The organism is Micromonospora sp. NPDC050397, from assembly GCF_044901685.1.
Lineage (GTDB): Bacteria > Actinomycetota > Actinomycetes > Mycobacteriales > Micromonosporaceae > Micromonospora_G.
Genome location: NZ_JBJDPS010000003.1, coordinates 412990 through 426261 on the forward strand (window position 1 = coordinate 412990; position 13272 = coordinate 426261).

Annotated in this window: 10 protein-coding genes; all 10 read right to left on the bottom strand. The window is 68.6% G+C overall.

Annotation, left to right across the window (positions count from 1 at the left end):
• Positions 1–2 precede the first annotated feature (2 nt).
• Positions 3–473, bottom strand: coding sequence for a 30S ribosomal protein S7 (gene rpsG / locus ACI2K4_RS12850; RefSeq protein WP_121158400.1), 471 nt, complete (start codon positions 471–473; stop codon positions 3–5).
• 1 nt (position 474) lies between these two features.
• On the bottom strand, positions 475–849 hold the full coding sequence (rpsL, locus tag ACI2K4_RS12855; RefSeq protein WP_007465318.1) for a 30S ribosomal protein S12: 375 nt from the start codon (positions 847–849) through the stop codon (positions 475–477).
• Between the two features lie 462 nt (positions 850–1311).
• Positions 1312–1875 carry a phage holin family protein gene (locus ACI2K4_RS12860; RefSeq protein WP_404510733.1) on the bottom strand — a complete coding sequence of 188 codons (564 nt, stop codon included), beginning with the start codon at positions 1873–1875 and terminating at the stop codon, positions 1312–1314.
• Between the two features lie 90 nt (positions 1876–1965).
• Positions 1966–2322 (bottom strand): hypothetical protein, encoded by a 357-nt coding sequence (locus ACI2K4_RS12865; protein ID WP_404511796.1) that lies wholly within the window; start codon positions 2320–2322, stop codon positions 1966–1968.
• Between the two features lie 81 nt (positions 2323–2403).
• Positions 2404–6291, bottom strand: a complete 3888-nt coding sequence (locus ACI2K4_RS12870) for a DNA-directed RNA polymerase subunit beta' (protein WP_404510735.1) — start codon at positions 6289–6291, stop codon at positions 2404–2406.
• A gap of 126 nt (positions 6292–6417) precedes the next feature.
• Positions 6418–9849 carry a DNA-directed RNA polymerase subunit beta gene (locus ACI2K4_RS12875; protein ID WP_404510737.1) on the bottom strand — a complete coding sequence of 1144 codons (3432 nt, stop codon included), beginning with the start codon at positions 9847–9849 and terminating at the stop codon, positions 6418–6420.
• Positions 9850–10433: 584 nt separating this feature from the next.
• The gene (gene rplL / locus ACI2K4_RS12880) at positions 10434–10820 is read right to left on the bottom strand and encodes a 50S ribosomal protein L7/L12 (protein WP_404510739.1); all 387 of its coding nucleotides are present in this window, start codon (positions 10818–10820) and stop codon (positions 10434–10436) included.
• Between the two features lie 57 nt (positions 10821–10877).
• Positions 10878–11423: a 50S ribosomal protein L10 gene (gene rplJ, locus ACI2K4_RS12885; protein WP_404510741.1), complete on the bottom strand. Its 546-nt coding sequence runs from the start codon at positions 11421–11423 to the stop codon at positions 10878–10880.
• 309 nt (positions 11424–11732) lie between these two features.
• Positions 11733–12425, bottom strand: coding sequence for a hypothetical protein (locus ACI2K4_RS12890; RefSeq protein WP_404510743.1), 693 nt, complete (start codon positions 12423–12425; stop codon positions 11733–11735).
• Positions 12422–13264, bottom strand: a complete 843-nt coding sequence (locus tag ACI2K4_RS12895; RefSeq protein ID WP_404510745.1) for an ATP-binding cassette domain-containing protein — start codon at positions 13262–13264, stop codon at positions 12422–12424. The genes ACI2K4_RS12890 and ACI2K4_RS12895 overlap by 4 nt, the downstream gene beginning before the upstream one ends.
• Positions 13265–13272 lie beyond the last annotated feature (8 nt).

Here is a 13272-nt window from a genome sequence, read left to right on the forward strand (position 1 = left end):
TGTTACCAGCGGTAGTGCGCGAAGGCCTTATTGGACTCGGCCATCTTGTGCGTGTCCTCGCGCCGCTTGACGGCGGCACCGAGGCCGTTGCTCGCGTCGAGCAGCTCGTTCATCAGGCGCTCGATCATGGTCTTCTCGCGACGCGCCTTGGAGTACGTCACCAGCCAGCGCAGTCCGAGGGTGGTCGCCCGGGCCGGGCGCACCTCGACCGGCACCTGGTAGGTCGCGCCACCGACCCGGCGGCTGCGCACCTCCAGCGTCGGCTTCACGTTGTCCATCGCCCGCTTGAGGGTGACAACGGGATCGGTGCCCGACTTCTCCCGGCAGCCCTCGAGGGCGCCGTAGACGATGCGCTCGGCGAGCTGACGCTTGCCACGAAGCAGGATCTTGTTCACCAGCTGGGTGACCAGCGGCGAGTTGTACACCGGGTCGGCGACCAACGGCCGGCGCGGAGCGGGTCCCTTACGCGGCATGTCAGCTCTTCTCCTTCTTCGCGCCGTAGCGGCTGCGCGCCTGCTTGCGGTTACGGACGCCCTGAGTGTCCAGCGAACCGCGGACAATCTTGTAGCGCACGCCGGGGAGGTCCTTCACCCGGCCGCCGCGAACGAGCACGATCGAGTGCTCCTGCAGGTTGTGCCCCACGCCCGGGATGTACGCGGTCACCTCGATCTGGCTGCTCAGCTTGACGCGAGCGACCTTCCGCAGCGCCGAGTTCGGCTTCTTCGGGGTCGTGGTGTAAACACGCGTGCACACGCCGCGCCGCTGCGGGCTGCCCTTCAGCGCGGGCGTCTTTGTCTTCGTCGTCTTAGCCTGGCGGCCCTTGCGGACCAACTGCTGAATGGTGGGCACCGGGTTTTCCGCTCCCTCCGACCGCCTGCCCGGCGGTCGTGCCTTGGTCGTAGTCGCCCGGGTGGGTGACTCTCCTACATTCCAACCGAACCCGTCCGCGGATGGCTCCGGCACCCGCGGTCGGGCGTGTCGCCTTCGCGCGGTCCCGTTGCGTGCTTTCGCCCGCACCGGATTTGCGGTCGACAAGCGTTCCCCGTCGACCTCTTCGACTGTGTCGTGATGCTGCTCGATGGCCGGACACCGGCTCGGGAGCACGCACGAGTTGCCCGGGCGAGCCCGGGCACGAGGGGAAGGGTACCTACCAGAAGCACCCAGGTCAAAACGGGGTACGGTGAAAAAGCCACGCCGTGGTCTTGCTCACCTCGTCCGACCCGGGTGCCGACAGCAGGCACCGCTGTCAACAAGTGTACTGGCTGTGGCGGGAAAGGCCCCGTCGGCCCCCGGTCACGTACCCACGGGCGCTCAGCTCAGTTGCAGGATGATCGCCAGTGTGAGCGCCAGCACGGTCAGCGTGAGCCCGACGGCCCCGCACCAGATCCCGGAGACCGCCAGTCCCGAGCCGACGAACCGGACCGCCGGCGGCGGCGCCTCGCGGCGGGTCTGCCGCCGACCGAGCACCCCGAGCACGATCGCGGCGGCACCGAGCAGGCCGCCGAGCACGCTGAACGCCCCGGCCGCCCAGGCTCCCCAGCCGCCCTCGGCACCGACCAGGCCGAAGCAGAGCACCACGAGCGAGACGACGATCGAGGCGATGCCGGCGGTCAGGGCACCGACCGCCAACCCCGAGGTGATCGGCGCCACCTCCAGGTAGGCCAGCGCGAACGGCGTACCGGGAACGGGGTCGACCCGGCGCGGCGGGCGCCAGGTCTCGCGGGGTGGCGGCGGCACCGGCGTGCCGGCACCCGCCGGGCCCGGCCCGGCGAAGGTCGGCACCGGGTACGCGGACGGCGGGCCGCCCGGTCCGGCGGGCGGGTACGCGGACGGCGGGCCGCCCGGCCCGAGGGGTGGCCGTGCCTGATCCGTCACCGACGTCCCCCTCCGGGTGGCCTGCTTGTCCCGACGGGCTCCGGTCCACGCCGGTTCCCACGGGTCCTCATACTTTAGGCAGTCCGCGCACTAGTCGATGGTCGGGGCGAAGTCCCGCCCGCCCGGGGTGCCCACCACGTTGAGCAGACCGATCACGAGCAGCACCACGGTTGTCGCCGCGGCCAGCGTGATCCCGGCCCAGGCCAGCCGCTCGCCCCGGCGCAGCAGTGCCGACCCGGTGAGGTAACCGCCCGAGGCGTACGCCTCCCGTCGGGCCTGGCGCACCAGCACCAGCGCGACGGTGGCCGGCACCACGCCGCCGAGCAGGACCCCGGTCAGCGCGGCGACCAGGCCCAGGGCGTAGACCGCGCGGGCCTTCGTCGAGCGCACCGGATCCGGATCAAGCGGATGCCGCAGCATCGGTCCGGGCGCGGCCGCCTGCGTCATCTCCACCCCGCCAGCCTACAAATACGCCGAGCGCCCCGCGCGTCGTCGTAACGACACGCGGGGCGCCCGGACCCGATCTGGTTAGCGGTACGACCCGAAGTCGAAGTCGTCCAGCGGAACCGCCTGCCCGCTGGCCGGCCCGAAACCGTAGTCGGTCTCCGGGTATCCGGTCATCGAGTAGACCTTGGCCTTCGCCTCCTCGGTCGGCTCCACCCGGACGTTGCGGTACTTGCTGATGCCGGTACCCGCCGGGATGAGCTTTCCGATGATGACGTTCTCCTTGAGACCGATGAGCGAGTCACTACGGGCGTTGATCGCCGCGTCGGTGAGCACCCGGGTGGTCTCCTGGAAGGAGGCCGCCGACAGCCACGAGTCCGTGGCCAGCGACGCCTTGGTGATACCCATCAGCACCGGCCGTCCGGCGGCGGGCTCGCCGCCCTCGGAGACGAGTCGGCGGTTCTCCGACTCGAACAGTGCCCGGTCGACCAGCACACCCGGCAGGAACTCGGTCGCGCCGGAGTCGATCACCGTGACCCGCTTGAGCATCTGGCGGATGATGATCTCGATGTGCTTGTCGTGGATGAGCACACCCTGCGAGCGGTAGACCTCCTGGACCTCCTGGGTCAGGTGGACCTGGACCGCGCGCGGGCCGAGGATGCGCAGCAGCTCGTGCGGGTCGATGGTGCCCTCGGTGAGCTTCTGCCCGACCTCGACGTGGTCGCCGTCGTGGGACCGGAGCTTGACCCGCTTCGAGATCTTGTCGTACACGATCTCGTCGCTGCCGTCGTCCGGCACCACGATGATCTTCCGCGAGCGCTCGCCGTCCTCGATCCGGACCCGACCGGGGGTGTCGGCGATGGGCGCCTTACCCTTCGGGACCCGGGCCTCGAAGATCTCCTGGACACGCGGCAGACCCTGGGTGATGTCCTCACCCGCGACACCACCGGTGTGGAAGGTACGCATGGTCAACTGCGTACCCGGCTCACCGATCGACTGGGCCGCGATGATGCCGACCGCCTCGCCGATGTCGACCGACTTGCCGGTCGGCAGCGACCGGCCGTAGCAGGCGGCACAGACACCGAGCTTGGACTCACAGGTGAGCACGCTGCGCACCCGTACCGTCTCGACACCGGCCTCGACGATCCTGTCGACCAGGATCGAGTTGAGGTCCATGCCCCGCTCGGCGACGACGTTGCCGTCGGCGCCCTTGATGTCGTCGGCCAGGGTACGGGCGTGCACACCGGTCTCGGCGTGCGTGTGCACCACCAGCTTGCCGTCGCGCTGCTCGCCGACCTGCATCGGGATGGCGCGATCCGTACCGCAGTCCTCCTCGCGGATGATCACGTCCTGCGAGACGTCCACCAGACGACGGGTCAGGTAACCCGAGTCGGCGGTACGCAGCGCGGTGTCGGCCAGACCCTTACGGGCACCGTGCGTGGAGATGAAGTACTCCAGTACGGACAGACCCTCCCGGTAGCTGGCCTTGATCGGCCGCGGGATGATCTCACCCTTCGGGTTGGCCACCAGGCCACGGATCGCGGCGATCTGGCGGAGCTGGAGCAGGTTACCGCGGGCGCCCGAGTTGATCATGACCCAGAGCGGGTTCTCCTGCGGTAGCGCGGTCTCCATCTCCTTGGCGACCTCGTTGGTCGCCTTGGTCCAGATCTCGATGAGCTCGCCGCGACGTTCCTCGGCGGTCATCAGACCCCGCTGGTACTGCTTGTCGATCCGGTCGGCTTCCTTCTCGTACCGCTCCAGGATCTCCGGCTTGCGCGGCGGCGCGATGACGTCCTGCATACCGATCGTCACACCGGACCAGGTGGCCCAGTGGAAGCCGGCCTCCTTGAGCCCGTCGAGGGTCTCGGCCAACGCCACCTTCGGGAACCGCTCGGCGAGGTCGTTGACGATCGCCGAGAGCTGACCCTTGCGGATCTCGTAGTTGACGAACCGGTAGCCCTTCGGCAGGGTCTCGTTGAACAGCACCCGGCCCAGCGTGGTGTCCACGGTGAGCGGCTCGCCCGCGACCCAGCCCTCCGGCTCGGTCCACTTCGGCTGTCCGGCCCCGTTGTCGACCCCGATCACGCCGTGCAGACGGATCTTGATCGGCGTCTGCAGGTGCAGTTCGCCGTTGTCGAAGGCCATCCGCGCCTCGGCGTCCGAGCTGAACGCCCGGCCCTCGCCGACCTCACCGGGGGTGAGGTGGGTCAGGTAGTAGAGCCCGATCACCATGTCCTGCGTCGGCATGGTGACCGGCTTGCCGTCGGCCGGCTTGAGGATGTTGTTCGACGACAGCATCAGGATCCGCGCCTCGGCCTGGGCCTCGGCGGAGAGCGGCACGTGCACCGCCATCTGGTCACCGTCGAAGTCCGCGTTGAACGCGGTGCAGACGAGCGGGTGGATCTGGATCGCCTTGCCCTCGACGAGCTGCGGCTCGAACGCCTGGATGCCGAGTCGGTGCAGGGTCGGCGCCCGGTTGAGCAGCACCGGGTGCTCGGTGATGACCTCTTCCAGCACGTCCCAGACGACCGGCCGCTGCCGCTCGACCATCCGCTTCGCGGACTTGATGTTCTGCGCGTGGTTGAGGTCGACCAGCCGCTTCATCACGAACGGCTTGAACAGCTCCAGTGCCATCTGCTTGGGCAGACCGCACTGGTGCAGCTTGAGCTGCGGGCCGACCACGATGACCGAACGGCCGGAGTAGTCGACGCGCTTGCCGAGCAGGTTCTGACGGAACCGGCCCTGCTTGCCCTTGAGCATGTCGGAGAGCGACTTCAGCGGGCGGTTACCCGGGCCGGTGACCGGCCGGCCACGGCGGCCGTTGTCGAACAGCGCGTCGACGGCCTCCTGCAGCATCCGCTTCTCGTTGTTCACGATGATCTCCGGCGCGCCCAGGTCGATCAGGCGCTTGAGCCGGTTGTTGCGGTTGATCACCCGGCGGTAGAGGTCGTTCAGGTCCGAGGTCGCGAACCGGCCACCGTCGAGCTGCACCATCGGGCGCAGGTCCGGCGGGATGACCGGTACGCAGTCCAGCACCATGCCGAGCGGCGAGTTGCGGGTGTTCAGGAACGCCGCGACCACCTTCAGCCGCTTGAGCGCCCGGATCTTCCGCTGGCCCTTGCCGGATCGGATGATCTCGCGGAGGTTCTCCGCCTCGGCGTCGAGGTCCATGTTCTGGACCAGCGCCTTGATCGCCTCGGCACCCATGCCGCCGGTGAAGTACTCACCGAAGCGGTCCCGCAGCTCGCGGTAGAGCAGCTCGTCCGTGACCAACTGCTTCGAGTCGAGCTTGCGGAAGGTGTCGAGCACCTCGTCGAGCCGGTCGATCTCACGCTGCGCACGGTCGCGGATCTGGCGCATCTCGCGCTCGCCGCCCTCTTTGACCTTGCGGCGCACGTCGGCCTTGGCGCCCTCGGCCTCGAGCTCGGCCAGGTCCGCCTCCAGCTTGGAGGCCCGCTTCTCGATCTCCGAGTCGCGGCTGTTCTCGGCCTGACGCTTCTCGGCCAGGATCTCGTTCTCGATCGTGGACAGGTCGCGGTGACGCGCCTCGGCGTCAACGCTCGTGACCACGTACGATGCGAAGTAGATGATCTTCTCGAGGTCCTTGGGAGCCAGGTCGAGCAGGTAGCCCAGCCGGCTCGGCACGCCCTTGAAGTACCAGATGTGGGTGACGGAGGCGGCCAGCTCGATGTGGCCCATCCGCTCACGCCGCACCTTGGATCGAGTCACCTCGACACCGCAGCGCTCACAGATGATGCCCTTGAACCGGACCCGCTTGTACTTACCGCAGTAGCACTCCCAGTCCCGCTGCGGACCGAAGATCTTCTCGCAGAAGAGCCCGTCCTTCTCCGGCTTCAGGGTGCGGTAGTTGATCGTCTCGGGCTTCTTAACCTCGCCGTGCGACCACTGGCGGATGTCGTCCGCGGTAGCCAGGCCAATGCGCAACTCGTCGAAGAAGTTGACGTCGAGCACGTTATGTATCCCTCGTGTCGTGTCTTATTCGCTGCTAGCTCTCCCGGGAAGGTCTGGGGCAGGGTGACCCGCGTAGGGATCAAGCCTGACCGCCCGAAGCGGGTCGCCCTGCCCCAGACCTAACGCCTACACCTCTTCGACCGAGCTCGGCTCGCGCCGGGACAGGTCGATGCCAAGTTCCTCCGCCGCGCGGAAGACCTCGTCGTCGGTCTCGCGCATCTCCAGGGCCACGCCGTCGCTGGAGAGCACCTCGACGTTGAGGCACAGCGACTGCAGCTCCTTGAGCAGCACCTTGAACGACTCCGGGATGCCCGGCTCGGGAATGTTCTCGCCCTTGACGATCGCCTCGTAGACCTTCACCCGGCCCAGGACGTCGTCGGACTTGATCGTCAGCAGCTCCTGCAGGGCGTACGCGGCGCCGTACGCCTGCATCGCCCAGCACTCCATCTCGCCGAACCGCTGGCCACCGAACTGCGCCTTACCACCCAGCGGCTGCTGCGTGATCATCGAGTACGGTCCGGTCGACCGAGCGTGGATCTTGTCGTCGACCAGGTGGTTCAGCTTCAGGATGTAGATGTAGCCGACCGCGATCGGGGACGGCAGCGGCTCGCCGGAACGACCGTCGAAGAGCTGTGCCTTCCCGCTCGCGCCGATCAACTGCTTGCCGTCCCGGTTGGGCAGGGTCGACGAGAGCAGACCGGCGATCTCCTCCTCGCGGGCACCGTCGAAGACCGGCGTCGCGACGTTGGTGTCCGGCTCGGACGAGTCGGCGTCGATCGAGCGCAGCTGGCGCTTCCACTCCGCGTCGTCGCCCTCGACCTTCCACCCGGTCTTGGCCACCCAGCCGAGGTGGGTCTCCAGCACCTGACCGATGTTCATCCGGCTCGGCACACCGAGCGGGTTGAGCACGATGTCGACCGGCGTGCCGTCCTCCAGGAACGGCATGTCCTCGACCGGCAGGATCTTGGAGATGACACCCTTGTTGCCGTGCCGGCCGGCGAGCTTGTCGCCGTCCTGGATCTTCCGCTTCTGGGCCACGTAGACGCGGACCAGCTCGTTGACCCCCGGCGGCAGCTCGTCGCCGTCCTCACGGGAGAAGGTACGCACACCGATGACCGTGCCGGTCTCGCCGTGCGGCACCTTCAGCGAGGTGTCCCGGACCTCACGCGCCTTCTCACCGAAGATCGCGCGGAGCAGGCGCTCCTCCGGGGTCAGCTCGGTCTCACCCTTGGGCGTGACCTTGCCGACCAGGATGTCGCCGGGTACGACCTCCGCGCCGATCCGGATGATGCCGCGCTCGTCGAGGTCGGCGAGCATTTCCTCGCTGACGTTCGGGATGTCGCGGGTGATCTCCTCCGGGCCGAGCTTGGTGTCACGGGCGTCGACCTCGTGCTCCTCGATGTGGATCGAGGTGAGGGCGTCCTGCTGCACGAGGCGCTGCGACAGGATGATCGCGTCCTCGTAGTTGTGTCCCTCCCAGGGCATGAACGCCACGAGCAGGTTGCGCCCGAGCGCCATCTCGCCCTCGTCGGTGCACGGACCGTCGGCGATGACCTGACCGGCCTCGACGCGGTCGCCCTCGAAGACGACCGGCTTCTGGTTGACGCAGGAGCCGGCGTTGGAGCGGCGGAACTTGTGCAGCAGGTAGGTGCGACGGTGGCCGTCGTCCTGGTGCACCGTCACGTAGTCGGCGCACAGGTCCTCGACCACACCGCCGACCTCGGCGACGACCACGTCACCGGCGTCGACCGCGGCACGGTACTCCATGCCGGTCCCGACGAGCGGCGCCTCCGCCTTGACCAGCGGCACCGCCTGGCGCTGCATGTTCGCGCCCATCAGTGCCCGGTTGGCGTCGTCGTGCTCGAGGAACGGGATCATGGCGGTCGCGACCGACGTCATCTGACGCGGCGAGACATCCATGTAGTCGACCGCGGTGGGGGCGACGAAGTCGACCTCACCGCCCTTCCGACGGACCAGGACCCGGTCCTCGGCGAAGTGGCCGTCGGCCCGCAGCGGGGCGTTGGCCTGCGCCTTGACGAACCGGTCCTCCTCGTCCGCGGTCAGGTAGTCGATCTGGTCGGTGACCTGACCCTCGACCACCTTGCGGTACGGCGTCTCGATGAAGCCGAACGGGTTGACCCGCCCGAAGGTGGACAGCGCGCCGATCAGACCGATGTTCGGCCCTTCCGGCGTCTCGATCGGGCACATCCGGCCGTAGTGCGACGGGTGCACGTCCCGGACCTCGAAGCCGGCCCGCTCACGGGAGAGACCACCCGGGCCGAGCGCGCTCAGCCGGCGCCGGTGGGTGAGACCCGCCAGCGGGTTGGTCTGGTCCATGAACTGGGAGAGCTGCGACGTACCGAAGAACTCCTTGATCGCCGCCACCACCGGGCGGATGTTGATCAGGGTCTGCGGCGTGATCGCCTCGACGTCCTGGGTGGTCATCCGCTCGCGGACGACCCGCTCCATCCGGGAAAGACCGACCCGGACCTGGTTCTGGATCAGCTCGCCCACGGTACGCAGCCGCCGGTTACCGAAGTGGTCGATGTCGTCGGCCTCGTAGCCCTCCTCACCGGCGTGCAGCCGGCAGAGGTACTCCACGGTGGCGACGATGTCGTCCTCGGTCAGCGTGCCGGTGGTGATCGGCACCTGGAGCTCGAGCTTCTTGTTGAACTTGTACCGGCCGACCTTGGCTACGTCATACCGCTTCGGGTTGAAGAAGAGGTTGTCGAGCAGGGTCTGGGCGTTCTCACGCGTCGGCGGCTCACCCGGCCGCAGCTTGCGGTAGATGTCGAGCAGTGCCTCGTCCACCCCGGCGATGTGGTCCTTCTCCAGGGTGGTCATCATCAGCTCGGACCAGCCGAACCGCTCGCGAATCTGCTCGCCGGTCCAACCGATCGCCTTGAGCAGGACGGTGACGGCCTGCCGGCGCTTACGGTCGATGCGGACACCGACCGTATCTCTCTTGTCGATGTCGAACTCCAGCCAGGCACCCCGACTCGGGATGACCTTGACGCTGGAGAGGTCACGGTCGGAGGTCTTGTCCGGCTGCTTGTCGAAGTAGACGCCCGGGGACCGGACGAGCTGGCTGACCACGACGCGCTCGGTGCCGTTGATGATGAAGGTGCCCTTCGGCGTCATCATCGGGAAGTCACCCATGAACACCGTCTGGCTCTTGATCTCGCCAGTGGTGTTGTTGGTGAACTCCGCGGTCACGAAGAGCGGAGCGCAGTAGGTCAGGTCCTTCTCCTTGCACTCCTCGATCGAGGCCTTGACCTCGTCGAAGCGCGGAGCGGAGAAGGACAGGGACATAGTGCCGGAGAAGTCCTCAATCGGGCTGATCTCGTCGAGGATCTCCGCGAGACCCGAGCGTGCGTGCGGGTCGTCGGCCGACCGGCCCTGCCAAGCCTCGTTGCCGACCAGCCAGTCAAACGACTCGTTCTGGATGGCAAGGAGGTTGGGGACCTCGAGGTGTTCGGTGATCCTGCCGAATGAGATTCGGCGGGGCGCGAAAGCGCTCGACGTACGACTGGTCTTCGCAGGGCGGGAAGCTGCCAAGATGCGTCCTTCCGAGGACCGGTGCTGCAGAACGGCTGTTACGCGTGCACTCCAATGACCCCACTAGAAATATCCACAAACGGACATTCCGAGCAGGGGTCAAGTCGGAAGGCAGCGCAAACTAGCAGTGTAGCCGAGAGGCTAACCGCTGTCCAGCCGGCACGGCAGGGCGTTGCGAAACGTGCCGAGGCCAGAGGCCGCCACGCGTTCAGATACGCGCTCGCACGTCTTCGCACGCTCCCCGCAGACGACCCCGATCCTGCCGGCGTAAGGTGCCGCCGCCATGACCCGGGTGATGGCCGTCGCAAGCGCGGAAGGTCTTGCTGGTGTCAGCGTGCCTGCCCGTGCCCAGCCGCGTCAAGGGCTGGAACGCCGGTCGCGCAACGTCTTTCCCCGGACAGTGCCGACCCACACCCGACCGGCCGCCGGTACCGGACCACCAAAGCCCTGATCACCTGCTGTCAGCGAACAGCAGCGGGCGGCGATCCGATCTCGGATCGCCGCCCGCCGCCACGCGATGTGCGTCAGCTCACTTGCCGGTGGCGCTGGCGCCAACGCCACCGGTGACCGTGTGCCGGGAAAACTTACTTGAGGGTGACCTTCGCGCCCTCGGCCTCGAGCTTGGCCTTGGCCTTGTCGGCGGTCTCCTTGTTGACCTTCTCGACAACGGCCTTCGGCGCGCTCTCGACGAGGTCCTTGGCCTCCTTCAGGCCCAGGCCGGTCAGCTCACGCACGACCTTGATGACCTGGATCTTCTTGCCGCCGTCAGCCTCCAGGATGACGTCGAACTCGTCCTGCTCCGGCTCGGCCTCGGCGGCCGGGGCGGCGCCGCCGCCACCGCCACCCTGGATGACCGGCGCGGCCGCGGTGACCTCGAAGGTGGTCTCGAACTGCTTCACGAACTCCGACAGCTCGATCAGCGTCATTTCCTTGAACGCGTCGAGCAGCTCGTCGGTGCTGAGCTTCGCCATGGCTGGCGTCCTTTCCTCGTACTGTCGAAAGTTGATCGGGGGCGCTGGAACCGGCCGTCAGGCCTGCTCCGCGCCCTCCTTCTCGCGCTTGTCCTGCAGCGCCGCCGCGAGGCGGGCGGTCTTGGACAGCGGCGCCTGGAACAGCGCCGCGGCCTTGCTGAGGTTGCCCTTCATCGCGCCGGCCAGCTTGGCGAGCAGCACCTCACGGGACTCCAGGTCGGCAAGCTTGGTGACCTCGGCCGCGGTGATGGCCTTGCCCTCGAAGACGCCACCCTTGATGACCAGCTTCGGGTTGGCCTTCGCGAAGTCGCGCAGGCTCTTGGCCGCCTCGACGACGTCGCCGCCGACGAAGGTCAGCGCGGTAGGACCGGTGAACAGCTCATCGAGGCCCTCGATGCCAGCGTCCGTCGCAGCGCGCTTGGCCAGCGTGTTCTTCGTGACCGAGTAGGTCGTCTCCCGACCCAGCGAGCGCCGCAGCTGGGTCAGCTGGGCGACCGTCAGGCCGCGGTACTCGGTCAGCACGGTGGCACCCGAGCTACGGAAGTGCTCGGTGAGCTCGGCAACGGCCGTGGCCTTGTCGGCCCGAACCGGCTTGTCCGCCATGTCCCTCCTCTCTCATTGCTCCGGGCTGGTTACCTTCGTGAAAGGTAGGAAGGAACAGCCGCAACGAGAAACGCCCCGGCGCAGGGCGCACGGGGCGAGGATCATGCGAACATGACCGACACGCTTTCCGTCTCCGCCTGCGCGGGTCGCCCGTCGAACGGGACCTTCAACCGTGCCTCGGCACGGTGACCAGCGGTCTTTGGTGGTTACGATTGCCCGGGTCGAAACCCGGACGACCAACCGAGAGTACGCGACACGCCCGAGCAGCGGCAAATTGGTGCCGGGCCGCCGTACCGAGAGTGATCCAGGTCACGCCCGGTGTCGCCGCAGCCAGGCGTAGAGGGAAACCACCGCAGCGCTCCAGAGCAGGGCGTGCGTGGTCAGCTCGGCCACCCGGAGCCCGTCCGGACCGGTGGTGACCGCCCGGGCGGTCGCCATCATCGGTGGTGCCGCCCAGGGCAGCACCGAGTCCCGCAGCCCGAACACAACCGCCCAGACCGCCCCGGTCACCAGGACCAGCACCCCGTACCTCGGGCTGTTGGTCGCCGCCCGGCTGGCCAGCGCGCCGAGCGCCACCGCCGCCGGCAGGACCAGCAGGTGCGCCCAGACGCCGAGCGCGATCCCCCGCGCCAGCGGCAGGTCGCTCGGATCCTCCGGACCGGTGACACCGCCGAGCAGCCAGGGCAGCGCGAGCGCGATCAGCACGGTGCCGAGGCCGGCCGTCGCGGCGGCGACCAGGCCGGCCGTGAGTTCCCTGCTCCGACTGCCGACGGCGACCAGCACCAGTCGGCGTGCCACGTCGGGTTCGACATCGAGCAGCAGTTTGGTCTGCCAGGCCAGTACGGGGAAGAGGACCACCGCCGAGACCCCGTACGCCTCCCCCGCCTGCGCCTGTCCGCCACCGTTGAGCAGCGCGAGGAGAACCAGGCCGGCGGTCAGGGGTGCGAGTGCCCGGCCGGTCCGTACGAACCCGGCCAGCCGCATCCGGATCAGCGGGATCACGCGGTCAACTCGCTTCCGGGCGACGGGCTCGCCACGATCGGGGCAGGGGACGGCTCGGGCCCCTCCTCTTCGGCCAACGGATCGGGTGTGGCTTGCGGAGGCGGGGCGGCGGTCGGGCGTACCCGGAGGATCTGGTGGCCGGCGGCCCGTAACGCGGCGACGGTGCCCGCCACGTCGACGGTCGGGACCGCGATCTCCACCACGCTGCTGCCGCCGGCGGTGGCCGACCTGGCGACGGTGACCGCGCCCTCCTCCACCAGCCAGTGCGTCGCCCCCGGCAGCCGCACGGTCTCGCCCCGGTGGTCGCTGACCAACACCGACGCACCCTCGGCGAGCACCTCGGCGACCAGGTCCGGGACCAGCTCTCGGGCAGCGGCGTCGAGCCCCTCCCAGGGCTCGTCCAGGATCAGTAGTTCGGGCCGGACCAGGAGGGCCTGGGCGAGACCGACCTTCTGCGCGGTGCCCTTGGAAAGCTCGGGCAGTCGGACGGCCCGGTAGCCGTCCAGCCCGAGCCGCTCGGTCCAGGCCGCCACCGCCGACCCGGCAGCGGCGGCGGAGAGGCCCCGGACCCGGGCCAGCGCGGTGAGGTAGGACTCGACGGTGAACGGCTGGTCGGCCGGGAAGCGCTCGGGCACCCACCCGACCACCCGGGGCCGCTCCCGCACCACGCCCCGGGTCGGCCGCAACACCCCTGCGGTCAACTGCAACAGGGTGGACTTCCCGGCCCCGTTGCGGCCGAGGACGACGGCGACCTCACCGGGCGCGAGGTCGAGCCGGACCGCCCGCAACACCCACGGGGCTCGGCGGCGGTAGCGCAGCCAGACGTCGTCGAGGCGCATGGCGACGA